This is a genomic window from Nocardioides sp. GY 10127, assembly GCF_004919085.1.
In the GTDB taxonomy this organism is placed as follows: domain Bacteria; phylum Actinomycetota; class Actinomycetes; order Propionibacteriales; family Nocardioidaceae; genus Nocardioides.
In genome coordinates this window covers 188,326-202,900 of sequence record NZ_STGL01000009.1, presented here as the reverse complement: position 1 = coordinate 202,900, position 14,575 = coordinate 188,326, and the positions used below count along the sequence as shown (strand labels likewise).

Here is a 14,575-nt window from a genome sequence, read left to right as displayed (position 1 = left end):
TCTCCGTGCCGCAGGCTGCGTGGTGCTGAGTGGTGCTGCCTGCGGCGGCGGTCGGGCCGGCTCCGGGTACCGGACGTCGTCTGTACCGGCGACCACGGTACGTCCGCACCGCGTGCGCGCGAACATCTCACCCTTGTGTTGCACGTCACAGGCCCCCTGCCTGGGGTACGCGGGTGCGCCACCGGGGTCGTCCGGGTGCGGCGGAGGGGCAGTGGCTACCGTGGCGCCCATGTCGCCGTCACCCCGCCTGGGGCGCCTCCTGGGGCGGGAACGCCCCCTGCTCAGCGTGGTCGTGGCCGTCCACGACGGGGCCGAGCACCTCGCCGCGTGCCTGGACAGCGTCCTGGCGCAGGACTACGCCCCCCTCGAGGTGGTGGTCGTGGACGACGGGTCGAGCGACTCCTCCGTCGCCGTGGCCGAGGCCTGCGCCGCCGCCCACCCCGAGCGGGTGCGCGTGCTGCGCCGGCCCGCCGCGGGCCTGGGCGCGGCCCGGAACGCCGGCGTCGAGGCCGCCCGGGGCAGCCTGCTGGCGTTCGCCGAGGTCGACAGCGTCGTGCCCCCGGGCTCCTACACGGCGCTGCACCGGCAGATGCGCCGGACGGGGGCCGACCTGGTCACCGGCTCGATGGCCCGGCAGCGGGGCGGGAAGCTCATCGAGCCCGCGTGGATGCGGCGCACCCACACCCGGCAGGCGTGCGTGGTCGACCAGCACCCCGAGATCCTCGCCGACACGTTCGCCGGCACGAAGCTCTTCAGGCGGGAGTTCTGGGAGGGCGCCGACCTCGTGTGGGCGACCGGCCTGGGCCACGACGGGTCGGTGGAGGACGGGCCGACCACGTCGCGCGCCTACATCGTCGCGCGGCGCATCGGGGTCGTGCCGGACGTCGTGCAGCACCGCCGCGAGCGGCCGGCCGCGCAGCGCGACCGGTCCACCGTCGCCGACCTCCAGGACCGCTGGCGGGCCAAGCGGCTGGCGCTGTCGACCGTCGAGGAGTACGGCGCCCCCAAGGTCACCGAGGTGTTCCGGCACCGCGTGCTGGTCGCCGACCTGCCCGACGTCCTGGCCGACGTGCCGGGGTGCGACGACGCGTGGTGGGCGGCGCTGCGCCTCGGCGTCGTGGAGCTGTGGGGCATGCACGGCTCGCTCACCGGCTCGGGGCTGGCGCCGCTGGACCGGCTGGTGGGCTGGCTCGTCGAGCAGGACCGGCGCGAGGACGCCTCCGCCGTGCTCACCTGGGCCGCGGAGCACCCCGGCCCGCTGCCGCTGCGCGAGACCCCGCACGGTCGGGTGCTGGCGATCCCGGTGCTGGACGCCACGAGCGTGGCCCGCAGCGCGATCGCCCTGCACGCCGACGAGCGGTAGCCGGCGCGCAGGGCGAGGCGAGGGGCGTGCGCCCCGGGCGGGGTGGCGTCAGAGCAGCCCGGCGTCGGTGAGGAACTGCTTCGCGACGTCCTCGGGCTTCTGCCGGTCGACGCTGACCTCGCCGTTGAGCTCGGTGAGCGTGTCGGTGTCCAGCGCCGCCATCAGCGGGTTCAGCACGTCGGCCACGTCCGGGTGGGCGTCCAGGAAGTCGCTGGAGACGGCCGGGACGAGGTTCTGCGCCGGCTGGATCTTCTGGTCGTCGTCCAGGACGACGAGACCCTGGGAGGCGAGCGCGCCGTCGGTGGTGCTGGTCTCGCCGAGCTGGGACTCGCCGTCGAGCACCGACTTGTAGGTCTGGTCGGAGGCGTAGCCGAGCGGGAGCAGCTTGGTGACGTCGATGCCGTAGTCGTCGACCAGGCCGGCCTCGCAGTCGGCGCGTCCCTCGCAGTCGGGGGCGGCGGCGAGCACGACGGAGGTGCCCTTCAGGTCCGACAGCGTCGTGAGGGAGTTCGCGTCGGCGTACTCCTGCGTGACGAAGAAGGCGTTGGTGTCGGTGGCGCTGGAGAGGTCGAGGAGGGTGATCCCCGCGTCGTCGAGCAGCGACTTCCCGGCGTCCGCCATCTCCTGGCCGTCACCCTGGGTGAAGGCCGTCGCCTTCGCGCCGTTGGCGGCGGTGTTGAGGTAGTTCACGATGCCGCCGACGTACTCGGGCACCACGTCGACGTCCCCGGGGAAGTCGGCCATGTAGGCGTCGCGGGAGCCGACCAGCTTGACGGTGACGTCGTAGCCGGCGTTCTCGAGCAGCTGCTCGTACATGTCCGCGACGAGCTCGGCCTCGCCGAAGCTCTGGCTGGCGATGGTGAGCTTCCCACCGCCGGACGCGGCGGCGCTGCTGTCGTCGGAGGAGCTGTCGGAGGCGAGGTCGTCGCCGGCGCAGCCGGTGAGGAACCCCGCGGAGAGCGTGAGCGCCGCGAGGGCGGCGACGCCGTGACGCAGGGTCCGCTGCGTGGGGCGGGTGGTCGGTCGGGTCATGGGGAGGAGTCCCACCTTCTGTGTCCCGCGGCGTCCCCGGTGGTCGGGGGCCGCGCGTGTCCGGCCGACGGGAAGCCCCCGTCGCCTCGCCCGCGGCAGCCGTCGAGATCGGCGGCCGGAGCGGTTCAAGAGCCTAGGCGCGCGCGCCGACATTCCCGGCTCACCCGGGTGAGGCGGCCGGCCCGGTGCCCGGTCGGGGTCGTTGGCGGGACGGGCCGGGGCCTCAGGCGCGCAGGTGTGCCGGGCTGACGAGCCGCTGACCCAGCGCGGCGAGCAGCTCGAGCACGAGCGCGACCACGGCGACGACGGCCGCGCCCGCGATGCCCTGCCCGTAGAGGGTCCGGTAGAAGCCGTCGGTGATGACGCGGCCGAGCCCCGGGCCGGCGACCAGGGCCGCGATCGTGGCGGTCGCCCAGATCTGCACCAGCGCCAGGCGCACCCCGCCCGCGACGAGGGGCAGCGCCAGGGGCAGCTCGCAGCGCCAGAACAGCTGGGCGCCGCTCATCCCCAGCCCGGTGGCCGACTCGCGCACCTCCGCCGGGACCTCGCGAACCGCCGTGTAGGCGTTCGTGATGATCGGCGGCAGGGCGAAGAGCGCGAGCGCCACGAGCGTCGAGACGCCCGCGCGCCCCAGCGGCCCGGCGGTGGCGGTGCCGGGGAACAGCCCGCCCGTGACGTCCCACGGGTCCGCGGCCACGAAGAGGGCCAGCAGCGCGAAGGTGGGCACCGCGCGGCCGACGCCGGCGACGTTGATCGCCAGGAAGCCGCCGCGCCCGAGGTGGCCCAGCCACAGCGCCAGGGGGAGGCCGAGGACGAGGGCGAGCAGCAGCGCCAGGACGGTGAGCAGCAGCTGCTGGCCGAGCAGCTGGAGCATCCCGCCGGAGCCGGTCCAGCTCGCGGGGTCGGTGAGGAACGCGAGCGCGTCGTCGAGCACGGTCATCAGGCGGCCGCCGTCCGGGTCCAGGGGGTGAGGAGGCGCTGGAGCAGCACCAGCACGACGTCCAGGAGCACCGCGATCACCACGCAGAGCACGGACGCCGTCAGGAGCTCGGCGCGGAAGTCGCTGGTCACGCCGTCGGCGATGAGGTTGCCGAGGCCGCCGTAGGCGACGAGCGAGCCGACGGTGGTGAGCGCGACGGTGGAGACGGTCGCGACGCGCAGGCCGGCCATCACCACGGGGACGGCGAGCGGCAGCTCGACCGCGAGCAGGAGCCGGCCGCGGCCGTAGCCCAGGCCGGTGGCCGACTCGGTGACGTCCGCGGGCACCGAGCGCAGCCCGTCCAGGAACGCCCGCACCAGCACCGTGAGGGCGTAGAGCGCCAGGCCGATCACCACCGTGACCGGGGAGAGCCCCGTGAACGGCACCAGCAGCGGCAGCAGCGCCACCGACGGGATCGTGTAGAGGCCGGTGGCGACGCCGAGGATCGCCGTCTCCAGGCGCGGGACGCGGCGGGCCAGCAGCGCCAGCGGGAACGACAGCGCGAGCGCGGCCAGCACCGAGACGAGCGTGATGGCCAGGTGCTGGAGGGTCGCGTCGGTGATCTCGGTGCGGTAGTCGGAGACGTACTGCCAGCACAGCCAGTCGTTCGTCAGCCGCGAGTAACAGGTGGTCCCGGCGTCCGCCGTCGCCAGTAGGGTCACCGCATGGACGCTACCGGTGACGGCACCGCCTCCTCGACCACCCCGACGAGCACCCCGATGATCAGGCTGCGCGGGCTGGGCAAGCGCTACGACGACGGGACCGTGGCCGTGCACGACCTCGACCTCGACGTGCCCCGCGGCTCGCTCACCGTGCTCGTGGGCCCCTCGGGCTGCGGCAAGTCCACGACGCTGAAGATGATCAATCGGCTCATCGAGCCCACGCACGGCCGGATCGAGGTGGACGGCCGCGACGTCACCGACCTCGACGCCACGCAGCTGCGCCGCGGGATCGGCTACGTCATCCAGGCCGTCGGCCTGTTCCCGCACCAGCGGATCACCGAGAACGTGATGACGGTGCCGCTGCTGCTCGGGGAGTCCAAGCGGGCCGCCCGCGAGCGCGCCGAGCACCTCCTCGACCTCGTCGGCCTCGACCCCGCCCGCTACGGCCGCCGCTTCCCCCACCAGCTCTCCGGCGGGCAGCGGCAGCGCGTCGGCGTCGCCCGGGCCCTGGCCGCCGACCCGCCGGTGCTCCTCATGGACGAGCCGTTCGGCGCCGTCGACCCGGTCGTCCGGGTGCGGCTCCAGGAGGAGTTCGGCCGGCTCCAGCGCGACCTCGGCAAGACGGTCGTGCTCGTCACCCACGACATCGACGAGGCCATCGCCATGGGCGACCGGATCGCCGTGTTCGCCGAGGGCGGCCGGCTCGCCCAGCACGGCACCCCGCTGGAGGTGCTCGCCCGCCCGGCGGACGACTTCGTCGCCGACTTCGTCGGGGCGGAGAAGGGCCTGCGGCGCCTCTCGGTCGTGCCGCTGACCGCCGACCTGCTCGAGCCGCTCGACGGGCTCACCGGCGGCGACGTCCAGGCCTCCGTGGAGCTCGGGTGCACCCTCGAGGACGCGCTGGCCACGATGCTCCTGCACGACCAGCCGCGGCTCGTGGTGCGCGACGGGGCCGCCCTGGCCGGCGTCCTCACCCCGGGCGGGCTGCACCGGGCGCTGCGGACGTCGCTGGCGGCCGTCTGAGGGGCGCCCGCTCGCGGCCGCTCACGGGCTCACGAGGGGTCGGGGTTGTTCAGGACGCCGGCGACCAGCCGAGCAGCGGGCCGAGGCGCGTCGCGTAGTCGGTGAGGATCTGCGTGTAGTCGTCCTCGCCGAACGTGAACGGCAGCGCGAACGCCACCTCCTCGACCTCGGCGAAGGCCGCGTGGGCGAGGAGCCGCTCGGCGAGCTCCTCGGAGGGGCCGACGAGGTCGGGGGCGAACAGCAGCCCACCCGGACCCTGCGGCGCCCGGGTGCGCTCGAGCCGGCTCGCGGCGTACTCGGCGTAGCGCCGGCGCTGCTCGGGGGCGGCGGAGTCGGTGGGGATGACGACGAGCCCCTGGGAGACGCGGGCCGCCTCGCCGTCGGGGTGGGCGGCGCGGAACGCGCGGACCTGCTCGGCCTGGAGGGCGGCGAAGTCCGGGGTCTCCCCCTCGGCGGCGCGGACGCCGGTGAGCACGCTGGACGTGAGCAGGTTGAGGCCCTGCGAGGCCGCCCAGGTCGCCGAGCGCATGGAGCCGGCGCCGTACCAGACCCGGTCCGCCAGGCCGGCCGACTGCGGCTGGACCTGCCGCGAGAACGTCTCGATGCCCGCCGTCCCCTCGAAGGCGCTGGCGGGCTCACCCCGCAGGTGCGCCAGCAACCGCTCGACGCGGGTGTAGGTGAGGTCCTCGGCGTCGGCGGTGTCGGGGTAGAGCGCGTCCTTGACGTCGTCCCAGCGCATCGGCGGGCCGACGGAGACACCCGGGTTGAGCCGGCCGCCGGAGAGGACGTCGACGGTCGCCCAGTCCTCCGCCAGCCGCAGCGGGTTCTCCCAGCCGAGCGGGGTGACCGCCGTCCCGAGGGCGATCCGCCGGGTGCGCTGGGTGGCCGCCGCGAGCACCGCGACCGGCGAGGAGATGCCGTGCTGGAGGTGGCGGTGCCGCAGCCACGCGCTGTCGAGGCCCAGCCGTTCGCCGGTCTCGATGAGCCTCAGGGTCGCCTCGTGCCCCTCTCGCGGGGAGGCCGGGTCGAACAGCCCGATGGTGAGGAAGCCCAGGCGGCGCAGCGGTCGGTCCACGTCCCCAGCCTAGCCCGTACTTGTTGACGCTTCATCTAGTGGCGGATTAGTCCCTGACGAACGGACCGTCTCGGGGCCCGGTGAAGGGTCCGTTGGTCAGGGACTATCGCTGCTCGGGGTTGCTGGCTGGCGGCGGTGGCGGCTGGGTCAGTCGGCGACGGGGACGTCGAAGTGCCAGGACTGGGTGACGTACTTGGTCCGCCAGCCGAGGTTCGAGTACAGCCGCTGCGCGCCGGTGGAGGAGTCGGCGTCGACCTCGAGGCCCACGGAGGCACGGCCGCGACGCGCGGCGTCCGCGATGATCGTGCGCAGCAGGCCGGTGGCCACGCCGCGGCCGCGGGCGGCCTCGAGCACGCCGATGTAGGAGACGTAGCTGGAGTCGGGGCCGTTGGCGCTCTCCGAGACGGTGCCGACCAGCGCGCCGACCGGCTCCGGGTCGCCCTCGCCGTCCACGACCTCGGCCAGCCACCAGTGGTTCCAGCGGTGGCCCGGGTCCTCCCGCAGCCGGTGCAGGAACTCCGCGAAGGTCTCCTCGAAGGAGTTGAAGTGGTCGGCGAACGCCTGCTCGAGCACGTCGTGGACGGCGCGCAGGTCGGCCTCGTCCGGCAGGGTGCCCCCCTCGCGGTCGACCAGCCGGAAGCGCACGCCCTTCCGCTCCCACTCGGCGGGGTCCGGGACGAGGTCGGCGTCGCCGTCCTCGCCGGGCCGGGCCATCTGCCACCACGTGCGGACGTGGCGGAAGCCCGCGCCGCGCAGCCAGCGGGCCTGGCGGTCGTCGTCCTCGAACGCGCCGGTGTCGATCTGCTGGGTCTCCAGGCCGCGGGCCGCCCCGACCGACCGGGCCTGGCCGCGGGCCCACTCGAAGAGCGCGTCGGAGCACGCGTCCGCCACGTCGCCCTCGAGCTCGCGGGAGACGATGTGCACGAAGAGCATGCGCCCGCCGGCCCGGTCGTGGACGCTGCCCCACGCCTGGATCGTGCCGGACGGGTCGCGCACCACCACGTTCTCCCGGGTCTGGAGCCCGTGCTCGGACACCTCGACCAGCACGTCGTCCACCCCCGCGCCGGCCCAGCCGCGGCCGTGCCGCTCGTGCGCGCGCAGCAAGCGCGTCAGGCGGGCGACCTGGAAGCGGTCGGTGGCGTCGGGGGCCTCGACGTGCCAGCCGGCGGGCAGCACTGCCCGCTCGACGAGCTCGGAGGGGTCGTTCTCGAACCGGCTCTCGGGGTCACTCACGCCCATGCATCATGCCGTACCGGCGCTCACCCGGTCGGGGCGGGCGTTGCGGCGGCTGGTTGCCCCGCGGACTGGCGGTGTCGGAGCAACGTGTGGCAGCCACTCATCGGTTGCTGGCACACCGCCCACCTGCGGCCGCGCCGACCGGCGGTGGCCCAGCAACGTCCGGCAGCCACCCATCGGTTGCCCACACACCGCCCACCAGCCACCCCGCCCACCAGCGGTGCCGCAGCAACGTGCGCCGCCCAGCCATCGGTTACTGGTACACCGCCCACCTGCGGCCGCGCCGACCGGCGGTGGCCCAGCAACGTCCGGCAGCCACCCATCGGTTGCCCACACACCGCCCACCAGCCACCCCGCCCACCAGCGGTGCCGCAGCAACGTGCGCCGCCCAGCCATCGGTTACTGGTACACCGCCCACCTGCGGCCGCGCCGACCGGCGGTGCCCCAGCAACGTCCCGCAGCCACCCATCGGTTGCCCACACACCGCCCACCAGCCACCCCAGGCCAGCAGCAGCACAAAAGGCACCAGGGCCGCCCGACGAGTCGGGCGGCCCTGGTGAGGGATCAGGGTCAGGCGTGCCGGCGACCGGCCGCCTCGGCGGCGCGCCAGGCGGCGGTGACGGTGACGAGCTCGGCACGCAGGGTGTCGACCTCGCCCTCGATCTCGGCCAGCCGGACGATGGCCTCGGCGGCGCGACCCTCGGCATCGTCCCGGCCGGTCTCGGCGAGGACGCGCAGGCGCTCGGAGGCCTCGAGGTCGCGCTCGACGCCGCGGTGCACGCGCTGGAGCTCCTCGTAGCGGCGCTTCTCCACGCCGAGGGTGCGGACGCCCTGGGCGACCTTCGCCTGCGTGCCGCCCAGCTCCTCGCCCAGCTCGGCGAGGGCCTTCTCGCGCTCGGCGATCTGCTCCTGGAGGACGGTGACGCGGCGGCCGTGCTCGGCGGCGCGCTCCTCGGCGAGGCGCCGGTAGGCCTGGGCCTGCTCGGCGCGGTCGCGCTGGTGCTCGCGGCGGGTGGCGCGGACCTCGGCCCACGTGATGCGCACGGCCGCGAGACCGAGGACGACGGAGAGCGCCGCGGCGGCGACGAGGACCAGCCAGGAGCCGGTGGCGACGGCGGCGACCACGACGAGCGCGGAGGCCACCACGAGCAGGGTGGCGACGGTGAGCCGGGTGGAGCGCTGGACGCGCCGGGAACCCGCGCCGCGAGGACTCGAGGGGCCGCCCGCCAGGTCAGGTGTGACGTCTGAGGCGGAAGTGGTCCCTGTGGTGCTCATGGACGAAGGTTAGGAGTCCTTGTCGTCCGCGGGGACGCGACACGCGCGTTCCAGCAGGATCCCTCCGATGACGACCACCACGCCGGCCAGGGTCGCCAGGCCCGAGTAGACGAGCCGCTGGGTCGCGGAGTCGGAGGGCACGCCCAGCCAGCTGATCGCGTAGCCGCCGTACCCGCCGGCCACCAGGGCCCCCACGTAGGCGGCCGCGCGGCCGAAGGCGAGCCGGTTGACGGCGCGGTGCGGCTCGAGCCGCTCGCGGCGCACGTGCACCTGCTGGTGGGTCGCCCGCGCGGTCACGAGCAGGGTGAGCGCCACGAGGCCCAGCGCGGACGGCGGGGCCCAGCTCACCAGTGGCGCGGTGCCGAAGAGCGAGACCGAGAGCGGGTTCCAGACCCACCCGCCGAGCAGCCCGACGGCGGCCAGCGCCGTCATCAGCCCCGGCGAGACCGGTCGGATGCTCCCCTGGTCCTCATCAGGTCCCTGCGGCCCGCCCGGGCCGTCGGGCTCGGGCGGCCGCGGGTCGTCCCTCGGCGCCACGCGGGTGCGTCAGGCCGTCTCGAGGACCAGGTCCTCGCGCAGCCGCACGCCCGCGGTCCCGAGGCCGGCCAGCAGGTCGGCGATGGGGCCGTGGTCGGGCAGGACGGCGTCCGGCTCCAGGTCGTACCAGGGCTTGAGGACGAACGCGCGCTCCGCGGCCCGCGGGTGCGGGAGCTGCAGCGCCGGGTCGGAGCTGCGACGGTCGCCCACGACGATGACGTCGACGTCGAGCGTCCGCGGCGCGTTGGCCACCCCGCGCTCGCGGTCGAAGGCGTCCTCGACCGTGGCGCAGCGCTCGAGCAGGCGGTGCGCCGCCAGCGTGGTGTCGCACAGGACGACGATGTTGAGGAAGTCCTCCGAGCCGGGCGGGCAGTTCACCGGGTCCGTCTCGTACACCGGCGAGACGCTGGTGACCCAGACGTCCGGGGTGTCGGCGATGACGTTGACGGCGCCCTGCAGGATCGCCATCCGGTCGCCCAGGTTCGAGCCCAGGGACAGCACCGCGCGACGGATCGGGCGCATCTCCCCGGTCAGGGTGTCGGCGTCGATGATGTGCGGGTTCGGGGTCTCAGTCACGTGAGGTCCTTGCGTGTCCGGGTGATCGTGAGCGTGACGTCGGTGAACGTCGCTTCGATGGGTGCGTTCGGTTTGTGGACCGTGACCCGGGCCCATTCAACACCGTCCCGCAAGAGGCACTCGCGGGCGATGCGTGCGGCCAGGGTCTCGATCAGGTCGACGGGGTCGCGCTCCACGGCGGCCTTGACGTCGTCCGCCAGCTCGCCGTAGTGCACCGTCTTGAGCAGGTCGTCGTCCGCCGCCGCCGGGCGCGTGTCCACGCCCAGCACGAGGTCGATGACGAAGATCTGCCCGGTCCTGCGCTCGTGCTCGAACACGCCGTGGTGGGCGAAGCACTCGAGCCCGACGACGGCGATCTCGTCCAGTGGCTGGATCGGGGGGATCACGACGACACCGTCCCACATCCGGCAGCGGCGTCGGTCGCCAGGGGCTGTGAGGACGCCGAGGAAGAGGGAGAAGAAGAGGAAGGAGCGGACGACGGGCCGGCCAGCGCGGCCACGGCCGCCAGCGTGTCCCGGGTGGCGCGGACGTCGTGCACCCGCACGCCCCACGTCCCCCGCCGCGCGCAGTCGGCGATCACCGCCTGGTGGGCGTGCTCGCGTCCCTCGACGCCGCGGGGCTCGCCGTCCGGGCCCGCCAGCAGCGCGCCGAGGAAGGACTTGCGGCTGGCGCCGACGAGCACGGGGCGACCCAGCGCGTCGAGGGCGTCCAGGCCGCGCAGGAGCTCCCAGTTCTGCTCCCCGCGCTTGGCGAAGCCCAGGCCGGGGTCCAGGACGACGCGCTCCGGGGCGAGCCCGGCGGCGGCCAGCGCCTCGAGCCGGTCCGCGAGCTCGTCCACGACCGCCCCCACGACGCCGCCGGGCCCGTCGTAGACGGCCAGGTCGTACATCCGGGTGGAGTGGCTGCGCCAGTGCATCGCGACGAAGAGCGCGTCGGTGGCGGCCACGGCGGCCGCCATCCCCGGGTCGGCGAGGCCGCCGGAGACGTCGTTGACGATCGCGGCGCCGGCGTCCACCGCCGCGCGGGCGACCTCCGCGCGCATGGTGTCGACCGAGACGGTCGCCCCCTGCGCGGCGAGCCGCTCGATCACCGGGACGACGCGCCCGAGCTCGTCGGCGACGAGCGGTCGGGTGGCGCCGGGACGGGTCGACTCCCCGCCGATGTCGAGGACGTCGGCGCCGTCCGCCAGCAGCGCGAGCCCGTGCTCCACCGCCGCGCCCGTGTCGAGGTAGCGCCCGCCGTCGGAGAAGGAGTCGGGGGTGACGTTGACGACCCCCATGACGCGGGGGCGCCCGAGCGGCGCCAGGAGGGCGGCCGCCCGGCCGTCGCTCACCGGGTGCCGCCTCGGATCAGCGCCATGGCCTCGGAGCGGGTGGCGGCGTTGTGCATGATCCCGCGCACCGCCGAGGTGATCGTGCGGGCGCCGGCCTTGCGCACGCCGCGCATGGTCATGCAGAGGTGCTCGGCCTCGATCACGACGATGGCGCCGCGGGCCTCGAGGATGTCCATGAGGGCGTCGGCGACCTGCGTGGTGAGCCGCTCCTGGACCTGCGGACGCTTGGCGTACACGTCCACGAGCCGGGCCAGCTTCGAGAGGCCCGTGATCTTGCCGGAGGCGGCCGGGATGTACCCGACGTGCGCCACCCCGGTGAAGGGGACGAGGTGGTGCTCGCACATCGACCACAGCTCGATGTCGCGCACCAGCACCATCTCGTCGTGGCCGAGGTCGAAGGTGGTGGTGAGCACCTCCTCCGGCTCCTGCCGCAGGCCCTGGGTGAGCTCCGCGTAGGCCCGGGCCACGCGGGCCGGGGTCTCGCGCAGCCCCTCGCGCTCGGGGTCCTCCCCCATGGCGGCGAGGAGCTCGCGGACGGCGGCCTCGGCGCGGGCGTGGTCGAAAGCGGGGACGTCCCCGGCGGGTCGCTCGGGGAGCGTGACGGGGTCCGTCATCGTCGTCTCGTGGTCCGGCCGGTCAGCCGGCCGTGCCCTCGGAGCCGGCGCCCGGAGCGGGCGGGACCGGCCCGTCGCCGCCCGGCAGGGCCGGGCCGCCGTGGACGTCGCCGCCGGCGCCCGGAGGCGTGACGACGGCACCCGCGGTCTCCTTGACGTGCCCGTTGGCGGCGGCGCGGTCGCGGATGGCCTGCGGGATCTCCACGGGGGCGATCTCGGAGGGACGTCGGGTCGCCGACCCGGTCCACGCCGGGCGCGGGGGCCGGCGGCGCAGCGGCTCGAAGACGCGGGCGACCTGCTCCTTGTCGAGGGTCTCCTTGTCGAGCAGCTCGAGGACGAGGGCGTCGAGGACGTCCCGGTTCTCCTCGAGGATGTCGAAGGCCTCCTGGTGCGCGGAGGCGAGGAGCTTGGTGGTCTCCGCGTCGACGGCGGCGGCCACCTCCTCGGAGTAGTTGCGGGAGTGCCCGAGGTCGCGGCCCAGGAACGGCTCGGAGTTCGAGTCGCCGAGCTTGATCGCGCCCAGGCGCTCGGTCATGCCGTACTGCGTGACCATCGCGCGGGCCACGTTGGTGGCCTTCTCGATGTCGTTGCCGGCGCCGGTCGTCGGGTCGTGGAAGATCAGCTCTTCCGCGGCCCGGCCGCCGAGCATGTAGGCGAGCTGGTCGAGCATCTGGCTGCGCGGCTGGGAGTACTTGTCCTGGTCGGGCAGCACCATCGTGTAGCCGAGGGCGCGGCCGCGGGGCAGGATCGTGATCTTGTGGACCGGGTCGTTGCCCGGCAACGCCGCCGCGACGAGGGCGTGGCCGCCCTCGTGGTAGGCGGTGATCAGCTTCTCCTTGTCGTTCATCAGCCGGGTCCGGCGCTGCGGACCGGCGATGACGCGGTCGATCGCCTCGTCGAGGGACTCGTTGGTGATGAGCTTGGCGTTGCTGCGCGCGGTGAGCAGCGCGGCCTCGTTGAGCACGTTGGCCAGGTCGGCACCGGTGAAGCCGGGGGTGCGCCGGGCGATCGCCATGAGGTCGACGTCGTCGGAGACCGGCTTGCCGCGGGAGTGGACCTTCAGGATCTGGTGCCGACCGGCGAGGTCCGGGGCGTCGACCTGGACCTGGCGGTCGAAGCGGCCCGGGCGCAGCAGCGCGGGGTCGAGGACGTCGGGGCGGTTCGTCGCGGCGATGAGGATGACGCCGCCGCGGACGTCGAAGCCGTCCATCTCGACGAGGAGCTGGTTGAGGGTCTGCTCGCGCTCGTCGTGACCGCCGCCCATGCCGGCGCCGCGGTGGCGACCAACGGCGTCGATCTCGTCGATGAAGACGATCGCGGGGGCGTTCTCCTTGGCCTGCTCGAACAGGTCGCGGACGCGGGAGGCGCCGACGCCGACGAACATCTCGACGAAGTCCGAGCCCGAGATCGAGTAGAACGGGACGCCGGCCTCGCCGGCCACGGCCCGCGCGAGCAGCGTCTTGCCGGTGCCGGGCGGCCCGTAGAGCAGGACGCCCTTGGGGATCTTCGCGCCGACGGCCTGGAACTTGGCGGGCTCCTGGAGGAACTCCTTGATCTCGCCGAGCTCCTCGATGGCCTCCTCGCAGCCGGCGACGTCCGCGAACGTCGTCTTCGGCATGTCCTTGGAGATCAGCTTGGCCTTGGACTTGGCGAACTGCATGACGCCGCGGCCACCGCCGCCCTGCATGTTGTTGAGCAGCCAGAGGAAGACGAGCAGCAGGATCACGAACGGGAGGAACGAGACCAGCAGCGAGGTGAGCAGGCCCGGCTCGGAGTTCTCCGTGACGACCTTGTCGATCGTGCCGGCCTGGTACTGCTTGATCGCGAGCTGGTAGATCTGCGACTGGGTCCCGGAGATCCAGTACGTCATCACGTCGGAGCCCTCGGAGCGCACCCCGTCGTCCAGCGTGGCCCGGATCTCCTGGTCACCGCCGACGAACGTGATCGTGGAGACGTCCCCGTCCGTGATGTACGAGGTCATCTGCGAGGCGGAGACCTCGTCCCCCCCGCTGCTGGGAGCGAGGAACTGCAGCGCCAGCACGACACCGACGACAGCGACGAGGATCCACAGCCAGGGGCCCTTGAATATGCGCTTCACGTGCTTCTCTCGTTGTGTTCAGGTCCGGAGCGACGACGGTACACGGCGCCGCCATGCTCATCCTCTCAGGAACCTGGTGACGAGCAGTGCCCCCTCCGGGCGAGATCGCGGCCCGTTCCCGTCCCGGCCGGGGTCGCGGGACCGCGGCCGGGACGGTGGGGGCGCGTCCGGCTCAGGAGTAGACGTGCGGCGCGAGGGTGCCGATGTCGCGCAGGTTGCGGTACTTCTCGGCGTAGTCCAGGCCGTAGCCGACGACGAACTCGTTGGGGATGTCCCACCCGACGTACTTCACGTCGACGGGCATCGCGAGAGCCTCGGGCTTGCGGAGCAGGGTGCAGATCTCCACGGACGCCGGCTGGCGGCTGGACAGGTTGGAGGTGAGCCAGGAGAGCGTGAGGCCGGTGTCGATGATCTCGTCGACGATGACCACGTGCCGCCCGGAGATGTCGGAGTCGAGGTCCTTGAGGATGCGCACCACGCCACTGGACTTGCTGCCCGAGCCGTAGGAGGAGACGGCCATCCAGTCCATCTCGACGTGCCGGTCGAAGGACCGGGCGAGGTCGGCCATCACCATGACGGCACCGCGCAGGATGCCGACGATGAGCAGGTCCTTGCCCTCGTAGTCCCGCTCGATCTCGTCGGCCAGCTCGCCCAGCCTCTGCTGGATCTGGGCCTCGGTGAAGAGCACGTTGACGAGGTCGTTCTCCACGTGGGAAGCGTCCATGGCCCGGAGCCTACGGGGCGCCCCCGGCAGGGACGGAACGGGCAGCCC

The 14,575-nt window shown here is 73.9% G+C and carries 15 protein-coding genes; 2 read left to right on the top strand and 13 right to left on the bottom strand.

The window, feature by feature from the left end; translation table 11 throughout:
- The first annotated feature begins 229 nt into the window (after positions 1-229).
- Positions 230-1,363, top strand: a complete 1,134-nt coding sequence (locus tag E8D37_RS17595) for a glycosyltransferase family 2 protein (protein ID WP_136571122.1) — start codon at positions 230-232, stop codon at positions 1,361-1,363.
- Positions 1,364-1,411: 48 nt separating this feature from the next.
- On the opposite strand, the gene E8D37_RS17590 is transcribed toward E8D37_RS17595, so the two are convergent.
- The 3 genes from E8D37_RS17590 to E8D37_RS17580 all read right to left on the bottom strand — a co-directional run bounded on the left by E8D37_RS17590 (position 1,412) and on the right by E8D37_RS17580 (position 4,036).
- Entirely contained in the window at positions 1,412-2,395 is a 984-nt protein-coding gene (locus E8D37_RS17590) for an ABC transporter substrate-binding protein (RefSeq protein WP_168929808.1), read from the bottom strand.
- Positions 2,396-2,618: 223 nt separating this feature from the next.
- Positions 2,619-3,335 (bottom strand): ABC transporter permease subunit, encoded by a 717-nt coding sequence (locus E8D37_RS17585; RefSeq protein ID WP_136571120.1) that lies wholly within the window; start codon positions 3,333-3,335, stop codon positions 2,619-2,621.
- Positions 3,335-4,036 carry an ABC transporter permease gene (locus E8D37_RS17580; RefSeq protein WP_206055833.1) on the bottom strand — a complete coding sequence of 234 codons (702 nt, stop codon included), beginning with the start codon at positions 4,034-4,036 and terminating at the stop codon, positions 3,335-3,337. The genes E8D37_RS17585 and E8D37_RS17580 overlap by 1 nt, the downstream gene beginning before the upstream one ends.
- 3 nt (positions 4,037-4,039) lie before the next feature.
- Between E8D37_RS17580 and E8D37_RS17575 the strand changes: the two genes are divergently transcribed.
- Positions 4,040-5,059 carry an ATP-binding cassette domain-containing protein gene (locus E8D37_RS17575; protein ID WP_136571119.1) on the top strand — a complete coding sequence of 340 codons (1,020 nt, stop codon included), beginning with the start codon at positions 4,040-4,042 and terminating at the stop codon, positions 5,057-5,059.
- Positions 5,060-5,108: 49 nt separating this feature from the next.
- Here E8D37_RS17575 and E8D37_RS17570 read toward each other — a convergent pair whose 3' ends face one another.
- From E8D37_RS17570 to hpt, 10 genes are all read right to left on the bottom strand, one after another.
- Positions 5,109-6,134 carry an LLM class flavin-dependent oxidoreductase gene (locus E8D37_RS17570; RefSeq protein WP_136571118.1) on the bottom strand — a complete coding sequence of 342 codons (1,026 nt, stop codon included), beginning with the start codon at positions 6,132-6,134 and terminating at the stop codon, positions 5,109-5,111.
- Positions 6,135-6,281: 147 nt separating this feature from the next.
- On the bottom strand, positions 6,282-7,367 hold the full coding sequence (locus E8D37_RS17565; RefSeq protein WP_206055832.1) for a GNAT family N-acetyltransferase: 1,086 nt from the start codon (positions 7,365-7,367) through the stop codon (positions 6,282-6,284).
- Between the two features lie 573 nt (positions 7,368-7,940).
- Complete coding sequence (locus E8D37_RS17560) at positions 7,941-8,645, bottom strand: hypothetical protein (protein ID WP_136571116.1); 705 nt, start codon at positions 8,643-8,645, stop codon at positions 7,941-7,943.
- A 9-nt stretch (positions 8,646-8,654) separates the two neighbouring features.
- A complete protein-coding gene (locus tag E8D37_RS17555) occupies positions 8,655-9,077 on the bottom strand; it encodes a DUF3180 domain-containing protein (protein ID WP_136571115.1) in 423 nt (140 codons plus the stop codon).
- Between the two features lie 114 nt (positions 9,078-9,191).
- Positions 9,192-9,758: a 2-amino-4-hydroxy-6-hydroxymethyldihydropteridine diphosphokinase gene (folK, locus tag E8D37_RS17550; RefSeq protein WP_136571114.1), complete on the bottom strand. Its 567-nt coding sequence runs from the start codon at positions 9,756-9,758 to the stop codon at positions 9,192-9,194.
- The gene (folB, locus tag E8D37_RS17545) at positions 9,755-10,141 is read right to left on the bottom strand and encodes a dihydroneopterin aldolase (protein ID WP_240770541.1); all 387 of its coding nucleotides are present in this window, start codon (positions 10,139-10,141) and stop codon (positions 9,755-9,757) included. Before folB ends, folK begins: the two co-directional genes overlap by 4 nt.
- Positions 10,141-11,037, bottom strand: a complete 897-nt coding sequence (gene folP, locus E8D37_RS17540) for a dihydropteroate synthase (protein WP_136571227.1) — start codon at positions 11,035-11,037, stop codon at positions 10,141-10,143. Before folP ends, folB begins: the two co-directional genes overlap by 1 nt.
- A gap of 50 nt (positions 11,038-11,087) precedes the next feature.
- Entirely contained in the window at positions 11,088-11,705 is a 618-nt protein-coding gene (folE, locus tag E8D37_RS17535; protein ID WP_136571113.1) for a GTP cyclohydrolase I FolE, read from the bottom strand.
- A gap of 22 nt (positions 11,706-11,727) precedes the next feature.
- A complete protein-coding gene (gene ftsH / locus E8D37_RS17530; RefSeq protein ID WP_136571112.1) occupies positions 11,728-13,803 on the bottom strand; it encodes an ATP-dependent zinc metalloprotease FtsH in 2,076 nt (691 codons plus the stop codon).
- A gap of 172 nt (positions 13,804-13,975) precedes the next feature.
- Positions 13,976-14,527 (bottom strand): hypoxanthine phosphoribosyltransferase, encoded by a 552-nt coding sequence (gene hpt, locus E8D37_RS17525; RefSeq protein ID WP_136571111.1) that lies wholly within the window; start codon positions 14,525-14,527, stop codon positions 13,976-13,978.
- Between the last annotated feature and the right edge of the window lie 48 nt (positions 14,528-14,575).